General features: G+C 44.0%; 18 protein-coding genes. 5 read left to right on the plus strand and 13 right to left on the minus strand.

The features are described 5' to 3' along the window. Positions 1-38: 38 nt before the first annotated feature. From MED222_RS11990 to MED222_RS11980, 3 genes are read left to right on the plus strand one after another with little or no spacing between them, the layout of a single operon-like run. Entirely contained in the window at positions 39-1,439 is a 1,401-nt protein-coding gene (locus tag MED222_RS11990) for a DASH family cryptochrome (protein ID WP_009846856.1), read from the plus strand. Continuing rightward, complete coding sequence (locus MED222_RS11985; protein WP_009846857.1) at positions 1,436-2,995, plus strand: cryptochrome/photolyase family protein; 1,560 nt, start codon at positions 1,436-1,438, stop codon at positions 2,993-2,995. The genes MED222_RS11990 and MED222_RS11985 overlap by 4 nt, the downstream gene beginning before the upstream one ends. Continuing rightward, on the plus strand, positions 2,995-3,735 hold the full coding sequence (locus MED222_RS11980) for an SDR family oxidoreductase (RefSeq protein WP_009846858.1): 741 nt from the start codon (positions 2,995-2,997) through the stop codon (positions 3,733-3,735). Before MED222_RS11985 ends, MED222_RS11980 begins: the two co-directional genes overlap by 1 nt. 147 nt (positions 3,736-3,882) lie before the next feature. On the opposite strand, the gene MED222_RS11975 is transcribed toward MED222_RS11980, so the two are convergent. The 7 genes from MED222_RS11975 to MED222_RS11950 all read right to left on the minus strand — a co-directional run bounded on the left by MED222_RS11975 (position 3,883) and on the right by MED222_RS11950 (position 12,584). Next, the gene (locus MED222_RS11975) at positions 3,883-4,767 is read right to left on the minus strand and encodes a PA4780 family RIO1-like protein kinase (protein WP_083784082.1); all 885 of its coding nucleotides are present in this window, start codon (positions 4,765-4,767) and stop codon (positions 3,883-3,885) included. A 93-nt stretch (positions 4,768-4,860) separates the two neighbouring features. Then, on the minus strand, positions 4,861-5,004 hold the full coding sequence (locus MED222_RS21930; RefSeq protein WP_009846860.1) for a DUF2256 domain-containing protein: 144 nt from the start codon (positions 5,002-5,004) through the stop codon (positions 4,861-4,863). 368 nt (positions 5,005-5,372) lie between these two features. Further along, positions 5,373-9,089 (minus strand): AAA family ATPase, encoded by a 3,717-nt coding sequence (locus MED222_RS11970; protein WP_009846861.1) that lies wholly within the window; start codon positions 9,087-9,089, stop codon positions 5,373-5,375. A gap of 5 nt (positions 9,090-9,094) precedes the next feature. Beyond that, positions 9,095-10,348 (minus strand): exonuclease subunit SbcD, encoded by a 1,254-nt coding sequence (gene sbcD, locus MED222_RS11965; protein WP_009846862.1) that lies wholly within the window; start codon positions 10,346-10,348, stop codon positions 9,095-9,097. Positions 10,349-10,566: 218 nt separating this feature from the next. Beyond that, positions 10,567-11,223 carry a glutathione S-transferase family protein gene (locus MED222_RS11960; RefSeq protein ID WP_009846863.1) on the minus strand — a complete coding sequence of 219 codons (657 nt, stop codon included), beginning with the start codon at positions 11,221-11,223 and terminating at the stop codon, positions 10,567-10,569. 291 nt (positions 11,224-11,514) lie between these two features. Further along, the gene (locus tag MED222_RS11955; protein ID WP_009846864.1) at positions 11,515-12,111 is read right to left on the minus strand and encodes a LysE/ArgO family amino acid transporter; all 597 of its coding nucleotides are present in this window, start codon (positions 12,109-12,111) and stop codon (positions 11,515-11,517) included. Continuing rightward, complete coding sequence (locus tag MED222_RS11950; RefSeq protein WP_009846865.1) at positions 12,108-12,584, minus strand: GNAT family N-acetyltransferase; 477 nt, start codon at positions 12,582-12,584, stop codon at positions 12,108-12,110. Before MED222_RS11950 ends, MED222_RS11955 begins: the two co-directional genes overlap by 4 nt. Positions 12,585-12,810: 226 nt before the next feature. Here MED222_RS11950 and MED222_RS11945 point away from each other — a divergent pair, with 226 nt between their 5' ends. Together MED222_RS11945 and MED222_RS11940 are read left to right on the plus strand one after the other, a co-directional pair. Continuing rightward, positions 12,811-14,136 carry a sensor domain-containing diguanylate cyclase gene (locus MED222_RS11945; RefSeq protein ID WP_009846866.1) on the plus strand — a complete coding sequence of 442 codons (1,326 nt, stop codon included), beginning with the start codon at positions 12,811-12,813 and terminating at the stop codon, positions 14,134-14,136. 126 nt (positions 14,137-14,262) lie between these two features. Further along, positions 14,263-15,006: a class I SAM-dependent DNA methyltransferase gene (locus MED222_RS11940; protein WP_009846867.1), complete on the plus strand. Its 744-nt coding sequence runs from the start codon at positions 14,263-14,265 to the stop codon at positions 15,004-15,006. 140 nt (positions 15,007-15,146) lie between these two features. Here MED222_RS11940 and MED222_RS11935 read toward each other — a convergent pair whose 3' ends face one another. The 6 genes from MED222_RS11935 to dmeF all read right to left on the minus strand — a co-directional run bounded on the left by MED222_RS11935 (position 15,147) and on the right by dmeF (position 23,523). Then, positions 15,147-17,141, minus strand: coding sequence for a TonB-dependent receptor domain-containing protein (locus MED222_RS11935; RefSeq protein WP_442852143.1), 1,995 nt, complete (start codon positions 17,139-17,141; stop codon positions 15,147-15,149). Between the two features lie 253 nt (positions 17,142-17,394). Then, positions 17,395-18,315: a LysR family transcriptional regulator gene (locus tag MED222_RS11930; RefSeq protein ID WP_009846869.1), complete on the minus strand. Its 921-nt coding sequence runs from the start codon at positions 18,313-18,315 to the stop codon at positions 17,395-17,397. A gap of 219 nt (positions 18,316-18,534) precedes the next feature. After that, positions 18,535-19,533: a hypothetical protein gene (locus tag MED222_RS11925; protein WP_009846870.1), complete on the minus strand. Its 999-nt coding sequence runs from the start codon at positions 19,531-19,533 to the stop codon at positions 18,535-18,537. Between the two features lie 259 nt (positions 19,534-19,792). Then, positions 19,793-21,517, minus strand: a complete 1,725-nt coding sequence (locus tag MED222_RS11920) for a methyl-accepting chemotaxis protein (protein WP_009846871.1) — start codon at positions 21,515-21,517, stop codon at positions 19,793-19,795. Between the two features lie 613 nt (positions 21,518-22,130). Continuing rightward, the gene (locus MED222_RS11915) at positions 22,131-22,547 is read right to left on the minus strand and encodes a MarR family winged helix-turn-helix transcriptional regulator (protein ID WP_009846872.1); all 417 of its coding nucleotides are present in this window, start codon (positions 22,545-22,547) and stop codon (positions 22,131-22,133) included. Beyond that, positions 22,525-23,523: a CDF family Co(II)/Ni(II) efflux transporter DmeF gene (dmeF, locus tag MED222_RS11910; RefSeq protein WP_009846873.1), complete on the minus strand. Its 999-nt coding sequence runs from the start codon at positions 23,521-23,523 to the stop codon at positions 22,525-22,527. Before dmeF ends, MED222_RS11915 begins: the two co-directional genes overlap by 23 nt. Between the last annotated feature and the right edge of the window lie 304 nt (positions 23,524-23,827).

The following is a 23,827-nucleotide window of genomic DNA, read 5'->3' on the forward strand; positions in this document are numbered from 1 at the left end:
GTAACCGTCTAATAACTAACAAATCACGAGTGCAAGCAATGAAAAAGATTGGTCTCTATCTTTTTACGAACGACTTAAGAATCAACGACAATCAATTGCTCCATTACGCTGTGCAGAGCGTCGGTAAACTCATTTGCGTGATTGTCGAACCCACTTTGGTTCGTTTCTCTGCTGATTTAGCGCAAGAGCAAAGTTATGGCGCACATCGCCAGACTTTTGTTTCACAATCGATAACTAACCTAGAATCGAATTTAGTTAAGTTTGGTCAGCAACTTGTCGTAATTCACAGTAATCATTTAGAACCAGACGCAGCCGAGCAAACACTCAGCCAAATCATTGCTACACAACACGTCACCCACTTTTTCGCCAATGCACACTGCGGTTACGACGAGCGACAATTGATTCATTCACTACAAAGTCGTCACCCTAACTTAATAACATGCTTGCCACATCACTCCACCTTGTTTGATCAACATGAGCTGTCGTTTGAATTATCAAAAGTCCCGAGCTCGTTTACCAAATTTAGAAAGCTAGTCGAACACTTGGATGTTAATCGCAATGAGACGGTTATTTCAGCTCTACCACCAGCAGTGAGACTAGCATTAACATCGACATCGACATCGACATCGACAATCTCATTATTCAGTTCACCAAATGATGAAAGCGCAGTAATAAGCGATTATTGGGGTGGAGAAGACGCAGGACTAGCGCATTTAGAAAACTACTTTTCACATGACTACGCTTTTAATTACAAGCAGACTCGAAACGCATTTGACGGCATCGAAAACTCAACCAAGTTCTCACCGTGGTTAGCGCTCGGCTGCGTTTCGCCTAAAACGATTTATTGCCATTTAAAACAGTTCGAAGCCGATCATGGCAGTAACGATTCAACCTATTGGATCTACTTTGAGTTGTTGTGGCGCGAATATTTCTATTGGAAGTGTTTGTCATTGGGTTCGTCGTTGTTCGGTGAAACCTCAAACCATAAACTCGACTCTTCAAACTCCTCAGCGACGTTGAACCTGAATTTAGCCAAATGGAAAAGTGGCAATACCAACTATCCGATTGTCGATGCGTGTATGCGTCAGCTCAATACAACTGGCTATATGTCGAACAGAGGAAGACAACTGGCAGCCAGCTGTTTGATCTACGAACTAGGGATCGATTGGCGACACGGCGCAGCCTATTTTGAGAGCCAACTTATCGACTATGACGTGGCATCAAACTGGGGCAATTGGGCGTATATAGCCGGAGCGCTGAGACCTCAGGTAAGCACTCAAACCAACAAGCAAAAGAATGCCAACCAAGCACAACCCAAATCACGTCATTTTGATTTGGGTAAGCAAACGGATATGTACGACCCAGACCATGCGTTCATCAACAAGTGGAATGTCAGAAGCAAAGAACTTGTCTTAACCAACAATCAGGATGTGTTATGAATTTCAAAACCGTGCGCCTTGTCTTAGGCGACCAACTCAATATCCAGCACTCTTGGTATCAACAGGTTGATGACGAGGTCATTTACATCATCGCTGAACTTAAGCAAGAGACTGACTACGTTGCATCGCACATCCAAAAGGTGGCCGCTTTTTTCTCTGCGATGGGCTATTTTGCCGACGAACTCAAACAACAAGGTCATCAGGTACTCCACCTCACTCTTGATTACACCACGCAATTTGAAAATCTCGATGCGCTATTGCAACACTACGTACACGAATTCGGCGCTGAGAAATTCGAATATCAAAGGCCAGATGAATATCGCCTTTTAGAGCAGATGAACAAGCTAAAGCTCACTAATGCGACCAAAGGTTGTTGTGATTCCGAACACTTCCTCTTTCCATTCGAAGAGATCGAACAACAGTTTCCGAAAGACAAACACATCATGATGGAACACTTCTATCGCCGAATGAGAAAGCACTTCGACATTTTGCTAGAAGACGGAAAGCCAGTTGGCGGCAAATGGAATTACGATGCGAGCAATCGAAAGAAACTCAAGAAACAAGACATTGAAAGCCTGCCTCAACCTCTGATGTTTGCCAACGACATTTCCGCGATTTTAGAACGCATCGAGCGTCATCAAGTTCAAACCATTGGTGAAGTTGGCGACCAATTATTATGGCCAGTTAACCGCGCACAAAGCTTGTCTTTACTCGCGCACTTCTGCCAAGTCTGTTTACCGCTTTTCGGGCAGTTTCAAGATGCGATGACGACAGAACACGATTCAAAATGGAGCTTGTATCATAGCCGCCTCTCCTTTTCGCTGAACAGTAAACTGCTAAGCCCCCAAGAAGTGATCGATGCAGCGCTGTCGGCTTATCAGGCTTCTTCAAAGCTAAACGCACCCACTATCGATATTGCACAAATCGAAGGGTTCGTACGTCAAATTCTAGGTTGGAGAGAATACATACGCGGCGTTTATTGGGCGAACATGCCTGCTTACGCCAACAAAAACCACTACGCAGCAGACCGTCAGTTGCCTCATTATTTTTGGGATGGGCAAACCAAGATGAACTGTATGAAGCACGCGATTGATCAATCCCTCGAGTTTGCTTATGCGCACCACATTCAAAGGCTTATGATCACCGGTAACTTCTGTTTAATTACGGGCATTGCTCCGGATCAAGTTGATAGTTGGTACCTTGGTATATACGTCGATGCGATTGAATGGGTCGAAATGCCGAATACGCGAGGTATGGCACTTTTTGCTGATGGCGGGATCGTCGGAACCAAACCATACTCTGCCAGCGGTTCTTACATTAATCGCATGAGTGATTGCTGCAAAGGCTGTCATTACCAAATTAAAGAGCGCAGTGGCGAGAGTTCTTGTCCATTCAACAGCTTGTACTGGCGCTTCATGAACAAACATCGCGAGGCCTTAAATCGCAACCCTCGAATGGGCATGCTTTATCGCTCTTGGGACAATATGGATGAGCAAGACCAACAAGCGATACTCGATACCGCAGAACAACGACTGACTAACTTGGAGAACTTATAATGGTGGAACAACTCAGATTACACATATTGGTCATTGGTGGCAGCGGCGGTATTGGGTTCGCCGTGGTTAAGCACCTATTGTCTGAGCTGTCTCGCTTTGATTTTCTCGATGTCCATGTCGACGCGACTTATCATTCACAACGACCGGAATTAGAAGATAGCCGTCTAAATTGGCACCAAGTCGATGCCACCAGCGAAGCTGATATTGAACGACTAAGCACTCAATTCGAGCGATTGGATTGGTTAATAAATTGCGTGGGTATGCTTCATACACCAGATCTGGGGCCGGAAAAGAACCTATCTTCTATCGACCCAGAATTCTTTCTGAAAAACATCTCGGTAAACACACTACCTAGCTTATTACTGGCCAAGCACTTCACGCCGATCCTCAAATCCAGTGACAATCCAAAATTTGCTGTGGTATCAGCCAAAGTCGGCAGCATTTCAGACAACCGATTGGGTGGATGGTATAGCTATCGCTCATCCAAAGCCGCACTCAACATGTTCATCAAAACCATGTCGATTGAATGGCAACGCACATTGAAGAAAGGCACAGTATTAGCGCTACACCCGGGCACAACAGACACGGCTTTATCGAAACCTTTTCAGACCAATGTCCCTGAAGGTAAGTTGTTTGAGTCGAGCTATGTCGCCCATCAATTGGTGGACATCATTCGCACTGCTACACCGGATAACAGTGGGCACTTCTACGCTTACGATGGTGAGCAGTTAAGTTGGTAATTAATACCAGTGGCCGTCTTCCATGAGTGCTAAAAAAGAAAACCCAACAGAGTTGAGGCTCTATTGGGTTATTTTTTGAAAGAACGTCTTAGTTTTTTAAGGCGTTATGACTGACATTTAACGAAAGATCAAAAACGATGATCACGACTACTCAGCCCAATTGAACTTGCTGTCGTCTACACCTTCTTTTTCTTCTTTAACACGCTCGCGTCGGTGTTGTTCTTCAATTCGCGCAGCGTCTATCTCTTGCATAATAGCTTCGATATCAGCCAAATCGTCAGTTTCCGTAAACTCGCCCGTCAGTTTGCTGTCTGGCTTTAAGTCGCCTTTCTCGTAAAGCGCCCACATTTCCTTGGCATACTCGGTTTTCGCCAATTCAGGAGCAAACTGAGCGTAGTAGTCACGGATATTATTGATGTCACGAGCCAACATCCACTCAGCGTTGTTATTAGCCGAAGCGTCGACAGCTTGTGGTAGATCGATAATCACAGGGCCGTATTCATCAACCAATACGTTAAACTCAGACAAGTCACCATGGATCAAACCAACGCAAAGCATTTTAACCACGTAAGTCATCATCACCGCATGATCTTCAATCGCTTGTTCTGGTGGCATTACAACATCGTTCAATCTTGGCGCCACATAACCGTCATTATCAGTGACTAGCTCCATAAGCAGCACGCCATCAAAACAGCCATAAGGCACAGGCACACGTACGCCCGCTTCTGCCAGTTTATACAAGGCATCCACTTCAGCGCTTTGCCACACTTTCTCTTGCTGTTCTCGACCAAAGCCTGAGCCTTTTTCCATTGCTCTGGCACGGCGGCTATTTCGGACTTTTCGGCCTTCACGATACGCCGTTGCTTTTTTAAAGCTGCGCTGGCTTATTTCCTTATATACCTTGGCACAACGGATCGTATCGCCGCAGCGTACTATGTACACTGATGCTTCTTTGCCACTCATTAATTGGCTTGTCACCTCGTCGACTAAACCATCGTCAACTAAGGGCTGTATTCTTTTAGGTATCTTCATGCCGCCTTTATACATTAGTTGTCTTACAGATAGAAATATTAACTTAAGAAATGAATGACGAAACTATTAACGTGTTCTAAAAACGAACAGAAATTACGACAAAGTTGTCTTATGACGACGGCAACGTTCAGAACAGTAGATCACGTCATCCCAACAACGATGCCACTTTTTACGCCATGAGAAAGGCTTTTTGCAAATAGGACATGTCTTAGTTGGTAAATGGGGCTTCTTGTGCATGGCCGTTTCCTTTTTGATGAGTCCACTTCCCGCGTTTGCCAGAGAATCCTTATTACGCTCGATTCTCGCTTCAGGGAATGGCGAGGGTAATACGACCAACCCCAGATTCCCTATTACGTTCGTTCGTCACTCACTCTAGGGAATGACGAAGACAAAAAGAACAAATCTAGAGTCCCTACTACTTTCGTAACTCACTTTAGGGAATAGCGGCAGTTACTCTAATCATTCTTTACTGCAGAACGTGACGGCGGAGTGATTGATAACAGCCCCAAAACTCCGTCATCCTCGAGAAGGAGGAACGACTGAGTCGGGGATCTGCTTCATCTAGCTCTGCTTCTATTTCTGCACTGATGGAATACAGCAAGAACCTAAGCGACAACCTTGTACTGTTTCTCCATCTCACTCACACCTAAGCCAGAGTGTTTTGTCACTTTAAGCTGAACAGGCACTCGCTCTTTCAATGCTTCAACGTGACTGATGACGCCAATCATCTTGCCTGACGCATTCAGGTTATCGAGCGCGTTTAGGGCAATGTCCAATGTGTCGCTATCCAGCGTGCCGAAACCTTCATCCAAGAACAAAGAATCAATACTGGTTTTGTAACTCACAAGATCAGAAAGCGCTAATGCCAACGCCAAGCTAACCAAGAAGCTTTCACCACCTGACAAGGTCTTAGTATCACGCATCACATCGCCCTGCCATGTATCAAGCACTTGCAGTTCTAAGCCATCATCGGCTTTACGTTTTAGCTCGTAACGACCATGCAAACGCTGTAGCTGCTTGTTCGCCAAGTACACCAAGTTTTCCAGTGTTAGACCTTGAGCAAACTTACGGAACTTGTCGCCGTTCTTAGAACCAATAAGTGAATTCAGACGTGAAATATCATCAAACTCGACCTGCTGCTCGTCGATCTGCTTGAACAGATCTTGCTGATTACTGCGGTTCTGGCTATCCGTTTCAAGATTGGCAGAAATTGCACCGATCTTTGTCGCATGGCTTTGCTGTGCGTTTTGACATTCAGTTGTCGCTTCTTCAACTTGCTGCTGGTTTTGCTCTTGCCATGCTTTCGCATTTTCGTGGTTTTGTAGCTCCACTTTCGTCGTTTTGGCGGTGTTCAACCTTGCTTGCGCACTGACAATCGCTTCGTCTAAAGACTTCTTCAGTCTTTGAAGTTGAGTTCTAACCTCTTCATCCAACAACGCTACTTTAAAATCAGCCTCACCTTCGAATGGGCTAGTTTTCAACGCTTCTGACCAAGCATTCGACGCTTGTATGTAGCTCGATTGCTTACTGACTAACTCGTCCGAGAAACCAGTGTGTTTGGTTTGCTCGGTTCGATGTTCCAGCTCGCAACGGTTAAGCACTAACTGCGCAGCATCAAATGCATTTACCGCTTCAGTGACTTTTTGCTTCATCGCATTGCTGGTGGCTTGAATGTCTTTATCACCAAACAATTCTGTTCTTTCAGCCGTTACACGAGTCAGCTCTAACACTAGAGACTCACTCTCTTGCTTCAGTGTCGCGAGCTCTTTCTCAACACTGGTTAGCTTGTCATCTAAGGTTTTCAATTCGGCATTTTGAGTGATCAGTTGCTTCTCAATATCGGCCTGTTGCTGTTTGGTTTGCTGCCATGTGCTTGATGCTTGTGATTTAGCAGTAAACCAATCATCAATATGTTCAAGTTCAGGCGCTTCGATAGCCGTTTGAACAATGCTCTCTTTCAGAGCGTTCCATTGCTGTTCTTTTGCTAGAGCAATCTGAGCCACTTGTTCGCTCGTGCTGTGATTTTGCTTATTCAGATCCGCTAAGCGTTGCTCGGCCAACTCGAGATTAGACTGCGCTTTGTCAGCCATAACACTCACAGACAGGCGTTGTTTCTCAGCTTCAGCATAGTGTGCTTTCGCATCAGCCAACGCTTTGAGTTGCTGCGAGCTCTGACTTAGTTGAAGTTCACACTGCTGAGCAAAGGTCGCGACAGAAGCTTCATTGCCGAGATCGTTAATCGTTAGCAGTGCCAATTCAGGAGCCGTGCCAACGAAATCCGATAAGCTCTGTTGAAGCTTGCCGACAACGCCTTGCCAATTCAGTTGAGCTTGTTGAATATCCGCTTGCGCACGTTGAATGTCATCGTTAAGCGCTGCAACCATAGGGGCAAGAGAATCTAATTGCTGACGATGCTCTTGGCCTTCTTTCTGAATCGCTGCTAATTGTTGTTCCTCAAGCTCTTTCTGGGCATTCAAATCCTTCGAACTTTGTGATTGTTCGATCGCATGGTCTGTTGAACCACACAATGGACAATCCATACCTGGCTTCAATGACGCTCGGTATTTCGCAAGATCACCTCCTTGATCAATTAAGCGAATTAAACGTTCAAGTGAGGTCTTTTTTTCTTGGTATCGCAGAAGCAACACTTCACGCTCTTTCGAAAGCTTGTCGACCAACTGGGTGTTGGTTTGATGTGCCTGTGTTTTTGCGTGCAGCTGTTGTTGGGCATTTAGGAAACCACGATTGATCTCGAGTAATGAGTGCGTATTGCGATTCCAAAACTCCAACAGATCTTTTTGCGAATTCAACACTTGCTCGCTAGTGTTGCTTTGCAAGGCTTCCCACTGTTGCTTTGCACTACTCTCTAGCACAACCAATTCAGCTAAGGCCTTATCTTGCATTGCTTTAGCGTCTTGCGCAGATTTGATGATCGTTTGCTGTGCATCAACCGCACACAAAGCTTGCTTCGCTGAGTTTAGTTGTTCTGCATGCTGACGCTCTAGAGTACGAACTTGCTCTACCTTTGCTTGCCACTGACCTAGGTATTTTTCCAGATATTGGTCAGCTTGATGCGTATTTAGGTACGCAGTGCTGAGTTGTTCTTGTTGCCTCAGTGCATCTATTTTTTCGATTAAACCAATCTGTTGATTGCGCTGCTGCGTATGTTGCTCGTTTAGCGTATTTGCTGCATTAACGGCCGCAGTTTGCTTATCTTTGAGTACGGTAATTTGGTTGTCTAGCGGACGTACGAGATCGATGATCTTCTCTTGATCTTGTTGCTCGGTTTTTACCTGTTCGACTATCGCACTGCTTTGAGTCAGTTTAGTTTGCGCGTCTTGCTTTTCTGCATCACGAACGGCAAGTAACTTGGTGCTGTTATCTAAGTGAGCTTGAGTAGTGTTCACCTCTTGTTCGCAACGCTTTAAATCTTTGTGCATTGGGCGCAGCTTTTCAGCCGGTTCACTGTATGCCAAACGCTCTAGTGATGGTTGATTACGGTCTAGTTCATCTTGAGCTGTTTTAAGATCATGCTCACTGGTCGCAATAGTTTGCTCAGCTTTGGTCACGTCTTTCCACCAGCTTAGATGCGCTTGCCACTCTTTTAATTGCTCGGCTAAACGCTTCTGCTCGGCTTCTAGCGTTTCACGCTCTGCGGTCAGCGCTTGGATTTGCTCTTCAGACAGTAAGCTCACACCTTCTGCTTTCGCTTTAAGGTGATTAAGCGACTCTTCACTCGACTTAAAATGATCGTAGATACGCTCTGAAATCAGGCTATAGACTTCTGTTCCCGTCAGCTCTTCAAGTAGCTCTGCACGGTCGTTAGCATTGGCATTTAAGAACGCCGCAAACTCACCCTGAGACAACATGATCGATTTAGTGAAGCGTGAGAAATCGAGACCGGTTACCTGCTCCACCAACTTGGTCTTCTTGGTCAACATAGTCTCTAAGACTTTATCGGTGTCCGCATCCGCAAATTCACACGTTGGCGTTTGTAATGCGCCATCGTGCTTTCCACGCGCTCGCTTTTGGTGGAAGTTAGAGCGATACGTTTTGCCCTGCACTTCAAATTCAAGCTCAGCGAAACACTCACCTGTACCACGTGTCATTAATTCATTGTTGCCTTTAGCGATACTTTTCAAACGTGGCGTGCGGTGGAACAGTGCCAAACAAATCGCATCAAGAATGGTGGTTTTACCTGCCCCTGTCGGGCCAGTAATCGCGAACAGACCATTTTCTGCAAACGGTGATTGGGTAAAATCGAGCTTCCAACGTCCTTTCAAAGAGTTCAGGTTTTCAAATTCTAGGCTTAAAATCTTCATACTGGTTACTCTTCTACTTTGTTTGGTGTTTGAGCGCTTTCAGACACTTCAACCATCACTTGTTTAAACTTCACCGTCATTCGCTCTAAACGTGCTTTTTCAGAATCGGTTTCAAATTCTTCTAAGGCAATACGCTTCGTAAACACGTCCATCGGGCTCAATTCAGATAAGGTTTCTGCCGACTCTTGCTCCAAAGCTTGGTTACGGCGTTCTCTTGCTCGGCGCAGTTGCAGCACTTCAACGTTCAATCCTTCGGTTAGTGTGCGCATACGTTCTTGAAGATCCGACAAGTAATCTTGCGCTTGCACTTCTATCGATAACCACACGCTTTGTTCGCTATCTAAGCCTACATATTGATTAAGCTGAGATTCGATCTCGCTCAAGTCGCCTTTGATTTCAGCTAGGGGTTGGAACGTTGGAACTGGCAATTGAGAAATGGTGCGCTCGCCCTCAACAAACTCAACCACACATACCTGCTTTTGAGATTTAAGTTCATCAAAGCTTAATGGTATAGGTGAGCCGCAGTAACGAATGTATTCACGCTTTGCCACCACTTGTGGACGGTGGATATGACCAAGTGCAATATAGTCTGCGTCTGGGAAGCCATCAGCGGCAAAACCATCAAGGTTGCCGACATAGATGTCGCGTACCGAATCCGATTGTTGAACACCCATCGCCGTTAAATGACCAGTAGCGATAATCGGCATGTGCTCGCTGTTTTCAAACGTCGCACGTTTTTCTACAGCGGCATCATAAACACTTTGGTAGTGCTGTTTGATTGCATCGCCGAGTTGCTTCTGACGCTCAACGCCTGTGACACCCGCCTGGCTGGTCAACACATCGCGAGGGCGAATAAAAGGAATGGCACAAACCAGCGCTTCTACATCGCCATTCTTGCCTTTTAGTTCAACAACCTGAGTCGCATGATCTTCATTGGTATTAGGAATCACGTCTGCGCCCATGTATTTGAGCAGCTGTTGTGTCTCTTTAAGCACAGAGACTGAATCGTGATTTCCACCTAATAACACCAATTGGCAACCGAGCTTGTTCGAATCGACCACAAACTTGTTATACATCTCACGAGCGTAACTCGGCGGTGTACTGGTATCGAAAATGTCGCCAGCAACAATGATCGCGTCGATGTCGTGCTCTGTAACTTGCTCAAGTAACCATTGTAAAAACCGTTCATGTTCATTCTTACGGCTTTTATTGTAGAAGTTTTGGCCAAGGTGCCAATCGGACGTGTGAAGAATCTTCATTGCTGCTCACTGGAAGTCGGTAATACCTTTAATCTACCAAAATAGTAGAGATAATTCCCTTTTATAAGCTTGTGAAAACCAACTAATTTCAGGCTTTGGATCAACTATGCCCATAGCGTAACCAATCATTATTTTTGACATAAAAAAACCGCTCAACGTTAGAGCGGTTTTAATTGTCTGTGGCCTAAACTATACGCCATAAATTACTTAATCTTTATTTAGCGAGCTTCTGCTAGGCTTGCCAGGTAGTTATTCGTTAAATAAAAGCCGCTGAACTTGTCAATAAAGTCCGCTGGAACGGTTTTACCGGTCAACCCAGATTCAATCAGAGCCGCTTGCCACCTCTGTACTTTCGGGAAGCTTTCTAGCATATCGAAGCCTGAACGCCCTTTAATTACAAATGCTCGGTGTAACAGTGGTAACCAAGCGATGTCGACGTTAGAGATGTAGTCCCCTTTAAAGAACTCAGTATCACCCAGTTTTTTCTCTGCCTTTAGGAACGCCTTTTGTAAATTGGCTAAGCGTGTTTCAAAAGTCTCTTTGTCTTTACTCGCCATGGTGCCGCACTGTGGCATGTAATGTTTGCTCGCTTGATAAGACCAAGCACGGTCGAGTGCTTTCTGCTCGGGTGAAACCTCTTCAATAGGGGCATATTTATCGTCTAGGTATTCAACAATCGCATCAGACTCAAAAAGAACCGTGTCATTTTCTGTAATCAATACAGGAACCTGCCCGTTCGGTGAGATATCCAAAAACCACTGTGGTTTGTTATTCAGCTCAATGTACTCAATTTCAAACGGGACGTTTTTCATTACTAGTGAACCCATTACACGTTGAACAAATGGGCAGTTTTTAAAGCTAATCAATTTAATCATTTTTGCCTCCGAATCGGGTTAATAATTTCTTGTTACACCCCTAAGACGAACCCAAAATCCAAAAGACGAAGAATAATTCGTTATTTCACGAAATAATTTAATTTGTTGTTATCAAGACGTTTAAAACCAACAGAGAAATGCGAAATCTTTGCAAAGAATAATTAATAGCTAGGGAGGCAAGACAGAGGGATACAGTACTAATTACTAATTAACGAGCTAGCAAGCTAACAAGCCGTACTTTCCCCACCAGCGTTCAACTGATGAGGAGAAGTTAACGAAAGCAGAGTAAAACTAAACAACCAAAGATAGTGCAATAGATGCCATGATCACTCCTACAACAAACTCCAACATCTTCCATGATCTCGGGTTTTTAAACATTGGAGCTAAGAAGCGAGCACCATAGCCAAGTGAAAAAAAGAACACGAATGAAGCCGATACTGCACCTGCACCAAACAACATTTGATTTGGTTGATATTGTGTAGAGATAGAACCCAGCAATACCACAGTATCCAGATACACATGCGGATTAAGCCAAGTAAACGCTAAGCACATGGTAACTGCTTTGGTTAAAGAGTTTTTGGTTTCGACACCGGCTTCTAAGGCATGATTTTCGGTAAATGATGAGCGAAAGCTCAAGAATGAGTAAACTCCTAAAAAGATAGCCCCACCGTAACGAGCAAACTGCTCAACTTGAGGGAACTGCTCAACGATTGCACCAAAGCCCATCACACCAAAGCTGATCAGTAATGCATCTGAAATCGCGCAGACAGCACAAATAGCAAACACATGCTGATTCTTTAAGCCCTGTTTAAGAACGAACGCATTTTGAGAACCGATCGCGAGAATAAGCGAAAGACCAAGGGAGAAACCGGCTAAGTAAGTCGTCATCTAAAGCTAGCCTCTAAACGTAACTCAATACTCATGAAATGACTGTGCGGATCTAACACATAATTAGCAAAAGGTTCACAGTAACCAAAGCCAAATTTTTGGTACAAATTACGCGCTGGCCTAAAGTAGTCTTCCGATCCCGTTTCTAGGCTAATACGTCGATATTGGCGAGCGGTTGCCGTATCCAAAACGTGTTGCAATAGCTTGCTTGCGACACCGGACTTTCTTGCAAACTGCGAGGTTCTCATTGACTTCAGTTCAGCGTGTTGTGTATCAAGCTCTTTAATGGCGACACACCCAAGCAGTTGGCTGTCTTTCCAAGCACTGAAAAAAGTAATCTCTGGCGACTTGAGCCCATCTAGATCCAGTGCATGAACGCTTTCGACTGGCGATGTCGCATACATATCAGCTAAATGCTCTTCGAGTAGCTCAATAACCTCTCCACCCGACAAATCATCAATTTTTATTTCCATAACTCTTTAATTATCCTTAATAATTTTTTTATCCGTTTTAGATACAGTAAAATTACGCTACCCTCAAAAAGTTGCGTACGGCACACTTTAATCACATAGTCTCGTGACGCTTGCCGTGTTAGGTATCTGATAGCTTTGTCGATATACAGCAGTCACAATTTATTTACGACACCACCATTTATTTAAAGCACCTGTTTTTGGTGAGAGGATATGTAGTCAGATCTATATGAGCATCCAACTAGATTTAACCACAGCCACCCCTAGGCAGAATTTCGACTCTGCACAGGGCTATATTACGCTGCAAGACCACCGTGTCATCGATGTCGACGAAAACATTGCAAAAATCTTCGGTTACAGTTGCCGTGAAGCACTTCTCAACAACGTCGATTTTGTCTACTCATTAATACCCAAAGATTATCACGGCTCTGTCCGTGAACGTTACCTTTCTGCGATTAAAGGCCAACTGGGAAAGGGAAAGCTCTATAAAGATATTCCGGTGAATAACCGCCTTCTCTCGCTGTTTAGCCTTGCTCAAGCGGTCAGAGTCAACGACCGCCCCGCTCTTCGTGTAATGATCATAGATATTACCTCAGTTGTTGCTTCAGAGCGTAAACATCAAGAAAAAGATCGTATGTACCGGACTTTACTCAATAGTTCGAAACAGGGCGTGCTCGTCCACCAAAATTTCAAGCCTCTAATGGTTAATCAAGCCTGGGTTGAAATGCAGGGTGCCAAATCGATAGAAGCAGTGCTCGCCATGGACTCAATCATTTCAATTATTCCGCCGGACAGTCGTATCAATGCCATGAGACGCAGCCAGAGTATTCTTGCCGGTGATACACCAAGCTTCAGTTCTGTGGTTGAAAACCAATGCTTTGATGGGAGTAAAAAACACTTCAACATCTACGACAACATCATTAATTGGGAAGGCGAGAAAGCGATTCAAGTGGTGATAGAAGACGTTTCCGACAAGGTGAAATTAGAACAAGAACTCTTGCACCGCGCACTTCACGACGATCTAACACAAGTGTTCAGCCGCAGTGCCATTTACGATTGGTTAAAAAAGCCGTTAAAAGAACAGACTGAGATGTCTTGTTTACTATTGGATATTGATGACTTCAAAAAGATTAATGACCAATTTGGACACAGTGTTGGTGACGATGTGATTCGTACTCTCGCGAATACCATCAAGAAGCACGTCAAAGCCTTGAACGGCGTGGTTGGCCGCTGGGGAGGTGAAGAGTTTATCGTCTTCTTTCCAAAAAACCGAACGACTCATGGAACCATTCTCAACACGGCATACTCACAAGCAAAAATTGTTGGTCAACGTATTTGCGAAGAATTTCGAACCCATCAATTCTTGGGATTTAATCGCACCAAGTTTCAATCAAGCGTCAGTATTGGCATTACCGACAGCTGCATCGTTCGTACCAACAACTCCCTAGATACGTTGATTCGAGTTACAGACGACGCGCTCTATCGTGCTAAATCCAACGGAAAAAATAGAGTCTCAGTAAACCACGAAGGTGCATGTATAGAGTGTGGCTCGTGAAACAATTGCTAAGCATCAAGAAAAGGTCATTTAAGCCTATAAGTTGACCCAAGATTTTCTTGTTATTTTTAAGTTCTAGTTTACTATGCGCCACCCCAATTTTTTCAGCAAATGCTGCAGGCAAACATGTCCGCCAACGCACTCTATACCGACCTATCCGGTTACTATGATTTAATGTGTGTCGATATTGACTACCAAGCGCAGAGTGACTGCGTTCGTAGGTTACATCAGATTTTTGGAAATAAAGGAAAAACACACCTCGACCTTGGATGTGGCACTGGACCACACGTTCGCCATTTTATTGATTACGGCTATCAAAGTAATGGCCTTGATCTGAATAAACCAATGCTCGACATTGCTCAAGTTCGTTGCCCTGAAGCTAACTTTTCAGTACAAAACATGAGTAATTTTGAGGTCTCAGAACCGCTCGATCTTATCACTTGTTTCTTGTATTCCATCCATTACAACGACGGTATTGAGAGACTAAAAGAGTGCATTGCAAGCGTGCACCGAGCTTTGAAACACGAAGGTGTCTTCTGCTTCAACGTGGTTGATAAAGAGAAGATAAGCAATGACTTGTTTGTTCGACATACAGCCAACAAAGAACATGATGACTTTACCTTTCGCTCAGGTTGGTACTACTCCGGCGAAGGTAGTAAGCAAATGTTAAAGCTAAGTATCGAAAAAACGACTGCAGGTGAAACTCAAGTATGGAATGACGAACACCCTATGGTGGCATTCTCGTTTAAGGAATTGATCGAGATATTGAAGCCTTACTTTGAGGTTCATATTTTTGAGCACGATTATGACAAGCTGCTGCCTTGGGATACCAAATCAGGTAATGCTTTGGTCACTTGTGTAAAAATCTAGATAAGCCAATTCCAAACGAATTAAACCGATACAAGCACACAAAAAACAACCCACACTCGCCGTTCTCTTTATAGAGTATCGAGCCAATGTGGGTTCTTCGTTTTTATATGTATCTTGCTACCAAATCAAACACAGATTGATTAGAAGTCCGCTGTCATACCTACGTAGTAAGTACGTGGCTCTTCAACATAACCCATACTCTCTAGCTCTTGTGATACAGCTTCATCAGTCAAGTTAGTGATACCAGCGCGCAGTCGAACAGAATCATTAACGTTGTACACCGTACCGATGTTCAGTGTTGTGTATGCGTCTTGCGTTAAGTCGCTTTCGATATTGCGCTCTCCACGGTAACGCGCACTAATAAAAGTATTCAGATCGAAAGTTGGGCTCCAGTTCAGTTTAACTAAACCTGAATGCTTGTAACGCTCAAGCAGTTCTTCACCCGTTGACTTATCTTCTGTGTCTAAGAACGTGTAGTTACCAGACACGCCCCACTCATCGGTAATCTGGAATTGACCCGTAAGTTCAGCACCTTGAACCACCGCCTCAGATACATTGGTATAAGTACGCTTCCCTTTCACATAGCCAGTAGAGCTAGAAGTGTCTGCGCACCCTTTACCCGATTCAAACACTCCGCCGTTCTCGCAGTACGTTTCATTGCGATCAATAAGATCATTGATTTCGTTGCGGAACAAGGCACCTTCAACATTCCAACGTGGTTGGTTGTATATTGCTGCAATTTCATAGTTCAAGCTCGTTTCAGGCTTCAGGTTTTCGTTGCCATATAAATCGCACGCTCCCTTACAGCTATTAACTGTGTAGTCGGCTTGGTTTTGAGTCAACGAAGGCGCTTTAAACGCCTTACCCACGCCGCCTTTGATAATGAGGTCATTCGTTGTTTGGTGAACTAGATAAACACGAGGGCTGAACTCTTCACCGTACAATTCGTGCTTATCTAAACGTCCACCAATGGTTGCGGTGAGTTGTTCAGTCATCAACCACTGGTCTTGAACAAACAAAGCACCTTGATACGCTTCTGATGTACCGTTGATCAAGTTTTCTTTGTTGGTTAATTCGCTCAACTGGTAGTCCATACCAAAAGTTACGGTGTGACTGTCACCAAGATAAGTCGTTGCTGACGCTTCTACTATTTGAGTTAGCTCTTCTACATCGCTACTGTAATTGTTACCTAGATCAGCGGCATCGTTGTCTGTCACGTTTTCACGAGAGTAACGAACTTGTGTGTCACCCCAGTTCCAAAAACCGCTGTGTGTAATCGCTTGACTGTTACGTACAACACTACTATCCACTAGGTTCGAACCTGTAGCGTGTTCTGCTAAACCATCACGTTTATCGTCACTATAGCCAAGGTCTAAATCAATCGTCTGATTGTCTGTCATATTCCATGTCAGGTTGGCAAGCAAACTTAAAGTGTCGCGTTCCTCTAGAGCGGTAATATTCTCACGACCATTACCTGTATATGGTTGCCATGCGTCACGCGAGGTTTGATTTAAAGAAAAACGCGCAAATAACTCATCATCAATCAATGCACCGGACGTGGTAAAACCAACAGAATATTCTTCCCCACCATTGCCGTCTAATGGAGACGAAGTGTCCATGTTAATCGTTGAGCTCCAATCATTTTCTGGAGCTTTGGTGATGATGTTGATTGTGCCACCCATACCATCTGAACCGTAAAGTGCAGACATTGGGCCGCGGATAATTTCAACACGTTCGATTGACTCAGCTGGAATAGTCGAGAGATCGAAATCGTTACCACGAATGATGGCACTTGCAGAGCTTAAGCGACGGCCATTCACCATGATAAGCGTATAGTCTGAATCCATACCACGAATAGAGATCATCTGACGGCCAGCACGTGTGCTATCAAAATCAGATTCCACACTCGTTGATTCTGCAACGATGTCAGCCAAAGTGATTCCAGGGCTGTCTTCGATGTCTTGAGCGGTGATAACCGACATTGAAGCTGGCACTTGTTTTAGAGCCATTTCAGTACGAGTTGCCGTAACAACCATTTGCTCATCTGTCGCTTGCGCTTCTTTTTGCGCTAACACGTTAGCCGATAGTGAGGTGCAAATAACAGCTACTGCGACCGAAAGGGGTTTACGAATCATAAGAGGTTTGCGAACTATAAGGTGCTTGCGAACCAAAAGAGGCTTGCGAATCAACAGAGATTTCTCAGACATGATATTTATTCTTATATGTAATTAGTAATGATAATGGTTTGCATTAAACAGTCAGTTATCACTCCAATCAACGAAAGTTTCATGCTGAAAATTCATTATGATTATTCATTTATCAAATAATGCAGACAAAATATATTCAATTCATTAGCATTGAGCCCGTAATATTCATGTGCCAGATAACTTAGGAGTATGTCTCTTTAAATAGTTCACGAATCCAACGGCACATAGGGTCATTGTGGAAACGTTTATGCCAGTAGAGATATACGTCTTCTGATGGGCTCCTGATCGCTTTGGGTACGCGTTTACAAACGAGGTTTCTCTGTTTTGCTGCTTGTTGAGCGAAAGGTGTCGGCAGGTGAAAGATGATATCGGTCGCTTCAGCCATATCTGGAGCGACGTTAAAGTTAGACAGTTGAATCGGTATCGATAGCTGACGCTGCTTATCGATCAAGCCCAAATCTTTGAAACGACTTTCAATCGAGAGCTTCTTATCCCCTTGCAGTGAGATCTGGCCGAGTTGGCTACTCAATAAATCATCAACGGTGATCTCTTTATCCGCCAGAGGGTGGTCTTTGCTCATCAATAACCGATAGTCGCGACTGATTACGAACATTCGATACAAGTTTTGTTCAGAACTTAATGGTTCATGCGTCGACAATACAAAGTGCGCATCACCTGATAACAGAGGTTCAAAGTGTCGTTTAGGAATCGAGTCGATATCGACAACCATATTCGGCGCTTGCTTGCGGATTTGTGCCACCACTTTTGGTAACAAATGCGAGACTTGCGGAACCAAGCCAAAGAACCGAACGGTACTATTGCTCGTCTGCGGTTCAAATACGTCTCCATGTACCAATTTCTCAAGGCGTGTGAGCACAGAGTTGAGGTCTTGCTTAATGACTTCTGCTTTCGGAGTTAACTCATACCCATAGGCTGCGCGGACTAACAAGTCATCGTTGAATACCGTTCGTAGTTTTTGTAGTGAACGACTCACCGTCGGTTGGCTCATGTCTAGCGCCAAGGCTGTGTTTGATACGTGCTTCTCTTCAAGAAGGTGTTTAAGAATAACGAGTAGGTTAAGGTCGACCTGGGCAAGATTCATTATAAGGATATTCAAAATACTGAAGATTCAATATGCGTATAGTGCTATTTCCCCAGAATTAATACAATTGATAATCACTCTTACTTTGATGTCATACAATGTGAAGTGCCGAATTTGATGCTAACTAAGTTTTTGAAAGGCTTATTTGGGTGACTTTAGACACAAAAAAAGAAGCCAAATGGCCTCTCTTTACCCTATTCACTCTCGCTACTATTTTCGTTAGCGCTCAACACTCGGCGAATAATAAGCGTCCAACAGTGAAATGAAATTCCCTCTATCAAGTTCGCTAAGTTGATTAATGCCAGCCGCTGCTTTTCTTCCTCCGCCAGTTACAAAGCTAGAGCAAATTTCATCTGCGCCTGTTCTATTGGATAGTGGTGCTCTTAGGCTAACAGTATAAGATTCGCCATCTTGGTTTTTCGTTAATACTGCTTGCGCTCGGTTTGGATCTTGATTCACGATCTCATTGCCAAATACACCGCTGATACGTCTTGCCCAAGTCTCACCGGGCAGTTCAAACACACGTGCGACTTTACTTTCATAAACAGGGGCAAGGTTTGATAGTTGCTGGCGGTCATTTTGGTAAGCAGCTCGTAGTCGATAAAACACCGAGTCTGTGTCATCAAAAAGATCAAACGGATTCGGATATTGATAAAGGGTTTGGTAGAGCTCAACTGGCGTGAAGTGCAAATCGCTCAGTGATGTACCGTAGCCGTTGTAATTAACCAAGGTACCTAGCTCTTCTAAGAACTCAATTTGTGATTGTTCGAATCCATTTTCATCAGCTAACTGTGCGGCCACTACTTTTAAATTATCACCAAAGGCCGCCGCGATTGCCCAAGCTACGTGTGCACCATTTAGCTTCTGGTTAATCAGTAAACTCGTGCAGCTCTCTGGCGAGGTGTCTATCAGAGTGTCTAAATGCTCAGAGATTGGCACGTCCCCTGTTCGATGGTGATCGCAGTAAAACACATCGATGTTGACATCTAACAGTGAGTGCAATGCTGGCAGGTTCTTCTCCATCGACACATCAAGAACGGTAACGGAAGAGACATCATTTGGATTGCCCGGCTCTATGATTTGACTGGCAACTTGAGAAACCAACTTAATATCACGCTTTACACCGGTAACGAGTACGCTTTTTCTTGGTTCACTTAATCGCAGTTGTAGCAACGCGATGATACCGTCTGCGTCTCCATTGAATACGTCGTAGTGCATGCTGTTCCTCTTCCGTAAGATTTAACGTTTATTTGAAACGCGCCAAAGATATGGCTCACGTCAATGCGTTCGTTCATCGTTAGTCTGTCATTATTTTAGTTTTATTCCACAGATACTTAAGTCTATTTTGTAATGCCTTATTCTTATTTCTATCGATTCAGGAACTTGCCTATCCTTCAGGCCCAAAAAAGGCGCGAATAATTCGCGCCTTGGGTTTCAAATAATTCACGGCTTTGGTTGATAGCTTGCTCTAGAAATCTTATGACGTCTTAAACTGCGCTACCGCTTGATCCATATCGTTCGCTTGCTCAGCTACTTTATCGACTTCGACCAAGCAATGCTGCGCCGAAGCGTTGTTATCATTCGAGATGGTATTCAACTCAGTAATTGAGTCACTCACTTGTGTCATTACGGCACCCTGTTCTTCAATCGCTGAAGCAATACGTTCTGAGTTGCCTTGAATGCTTTCCATATCACTCAAGATCAGTTGCAAGCTTGCATCCAATTCTTCTGAATCTTTAAGTGTCAGCTGGCCTTGTTGGTTACACTCGCCAATCTCTGTCATAGAAGCATTCATTTGGCTCTGGATTGCAGTGACTACACTGGTGATTTCAGTGGTTGATTGGTGCGTTCTGCTTGCTAACGCTCGGACTTCATCCGCAACAACTGCGAAGCCACGACCTTGCTCACCAGCACGAGCGGCTTCAATGGCTGCGTTTAATGCCAATAAATTAGTCTGTTCCGCAATACCTTGGATAATGTTAACGGCACTACCAATTTGATCGACATGGTGATTCAAAGAACTAATCGAATCTTGGCTACTTGAAAGGCGTTCAGACAACTGGGTAATGTTATTGATGGTATCAACCACCACTTCACGACCTTTGTCGGCATTCACTTTCGCTTGATGAACGCCTTCAGCGGCAACCGATGTACTTTCTGATATTTCCCCAATAGTCAGTACCATCTCTTGCACTGAAGTTGTCATTGTTGAGGTGTGGTTTGCTTGAACTTCGAACTGTTTGATGACCGATTCCAGCTCGTCATGCATGCTCGACGTACTTTGTGTTAACTGATGTGACTTAGATTGAGACGTTGCAATCAACCCTTCAAGCTGATCTAGCAGTTGATTGAAGTATTCGCCTAGCTTACCGAGTTCGTCTTTGCCATTCTCCGTCGCTCGAATAGACACGTCGTTCGAATCGACAATGTTACGGATCACAGTAAGTAGAGATTCAATCTTACCGATGATTGAACGTACGATTAACCAGCTGAATAGAATGATCGCCACTAACAGTGTGACGCAAAGGGTGTTGTTGATCAGCGATAGTTTATCCATCTCTTGCTGTGCCTGTTGATCTAACACGGCCGAGAATTCTTTGAATTGAGTCTCGATAACGTGCGAACCTGTGCGCGCTTGCCCTAGTAACCCTTCGTTATGTTTTAACCCTATCACTCGTTTCTGATCTACGACTTGACGAGCTGCTTCTATCAAAGCAGCTGAGCCACCCGCATTAGAAGTAATAGACAGAACACTTGGGTCGAACTCACCCTTCTCGATCAGATCATTGAAGAGATATAGCTCAATTTTTTGTTCAGCACTCGCGGTGGCACTGATGTTATCGAGTACAGCATGAAATTCCCCTAACAAGCCTTTGTCTCGTGCTAGTCCATACACTTGGCTGGCTTTAACAAGGTTAACAAAGCTTGTGTGGTACGTTTCGATATCTTCACGCAAATGCGTACTGTTGACCAAACCCAGATCATTCAGCACAGCATTAAGCTCAGATTCAGACGCTAAGAATTTTTTGTAATTTACGTCGAACTTGTCGAGGTATTTCAGATCACTGCGAAGTAAGAAATCTTTCTCGTTACGACGAAGGTTGAGCAGTCGCACTTCAAGTTCTTTGGTAATTTGTTTGGCTTCGCTCATTTTAGCTGTGGTGTCCGCAAATTGAGATGTGGTAAACAACAATGAAATCATGCCGAAGATGGAGAACACCCCCAACGAATAGAGCTTTTTCTTTATATTCATATACATGGCTCGTCTTTACTAAATTAACTATAAGTATCTAATTGATCGCATCAAAGCATGGATATACGGCTAGTGCGATCGAGTTATTGTTATGATTTTTTATCAGTAATGGGGTTGAGTTTTTGCAGCGGCCCTGCCCGCCAGTAGTGACATCATCAATACATTCAAACAAAGAAGACCCAACCCATTAACGACAGATCAATCAATAACACATTTTCGCTACATGTACATTAATAGAATTATAAAACTGAGAGACAGATATTTGACGGGGTATAAATAACTGAACGCCTTACTATTAAGGCTTTGAATTAAAACAGTTTGGGCAATTATTGATCTGACGGCTGTGAATGACATTTTTTTGGCTCATCAGCGGAGCAAGAACGAAGAGCAATATTGGGAGGTTTTGACTTGTTTTTGAAACGGTGAGTCCATCGATTAGTGATTGTATAGTCGAGAGAAAACGGCGAAAAAATGGACCTACTCAATTCGAGTCAGGTCCATTTTTAGATTTCTTAATCAATTGCTTTGCAGCTAATAAGTTAGGGTTCGAACTTAAGGCTGACTAAAACGCTTTTACCATCTTAGATAGGCACTTTAGTAATACCGCTTTCTCATCTTCTTCGATGTCTTGCGTTAATTCATTAACTAGGTTCAAGTGAAGCTGATTGTGGTGAACGTGAATCTTCTGCCCTTCATCAGTTAGAGCAACCACGATTGCACGACGGTCCGTTGGGTGTTCATGGCGTTCAATCAATTCGGCTTTAACCAGCTTTTCGATTTGAACGGTCAATGTACCCGTGGTGATGCCCAGCTTTTCAGCGAGCTCTTTCATTCTTAACGCGCCATGCATACCAAGTACTTCAATAGTGTGTACTTGAGCCAGGGAGTAACCCGTCTCTTTGACTACAGACTGTTCCCACGAAGACATTTTATCGTAGAACTCAGTCAGTATTTGGTTAAGCTGTTCTATATTTCGCATGGTCGTTTGAATGCACTTCAAGAGTAAGATGATTAATCTTATCAAACTTGGAGAGCATTTGTTTATATTCAGACACGGTTTTATCACTGTTTGATTCAAGAGTAATTGCTGCTGAATAGTGATGCCCACTCACCTTCCACATATGGAAATCGGTGACCGACGCATAAGGCGTTAAGGTTTCGGTCACTGAGTCGCGATAATCTTGGTGGATATTCTCATCAAGCAGGATTGGACTGGTTTGTTTCATAAGGTTCATCGTCCACTTAGCAATCACAAATGCGCCAACCATTCCCATTGCTGCATCTAACCAGTTCCAACCGTAAAACTTACCACACAGCAGCGCAACAATGGCCAACAGTGAAGTCAACGTATCCGCCAACACATGCATGTAGGCTGCGCGTAGGTTATGGTCATGATGGTGCTCACCATGCTTATGATTATGGTCGCTGTCGTGATCATGGCTATGTGAATGACCGTGATTCTTACTATGATTGTTACTATGATCGTGGCCATGCTCGTGTCCGTGATCATGATGGTGATCGCCGAGTAAAAACATACTCACCACATTCACAGTTAAACCAATACAGGCAACGATGATCGCTTCATTGAACTGAATCGCTTGTGGGTTAAATAAACGATGCACTGATTCCACCAGCATCAATAACGACACAATACCCAATGCAATCGCGCTGGTGTAGCCCCCTAACACGCTGACTTTGCCAGTACCAAACGAGAAACGTTCACTCTCGGCATGTTTCTTCGCATATCGGTATGCAAATAAGGTGATACCAAACGCTGCAGCATGCGTTCCCATGTGCCAACCATCGGCAAGCAATGCCATTGAACCATAAATGGTACCCGCAACGATTTCGACAACCATGGTAACGACGGTCAATAACAGGACATAGAACGTGCGTTTCTCACCTTGGCTGTTATGTGAAGAAAAGTTGTGTTGGTGACGTGTTGGAAAACTCAAAATGGCGTCCTTAGCTGATGTTTGCGGTTAGATGATCGTTGTTAATAAAAGCCCTTTGATTGACAAGTAATTTGACAATCAAAGCAATTGGTTGAAATTTAGTTTGATCATCAAACTTTGTCAACGGCGAATTTGATTTTCGAAATGGGACGAAAATGAATAAGGCTCACTTAATCAAGAAATAAACTCTGGGCAGGTCTCTGATTTTGAGTAAAACACTAGCCCTAATCACGGCTCCACTATTCTTCTAAGTAACTAGAATTCATACCCAGTAGTCCTCTGAGTTAATACAAAATTGGTATTT

This window comes from Vibrio sp. MED222 (assembly GCF_000153005.1).
Classification (GTDB): Bacteria; Pseudomonadota; Gammaproteobacteria; order Enterobacterales; family Vibrionaceae; genus Vibrio; species Vibrio tasmaniensis_A.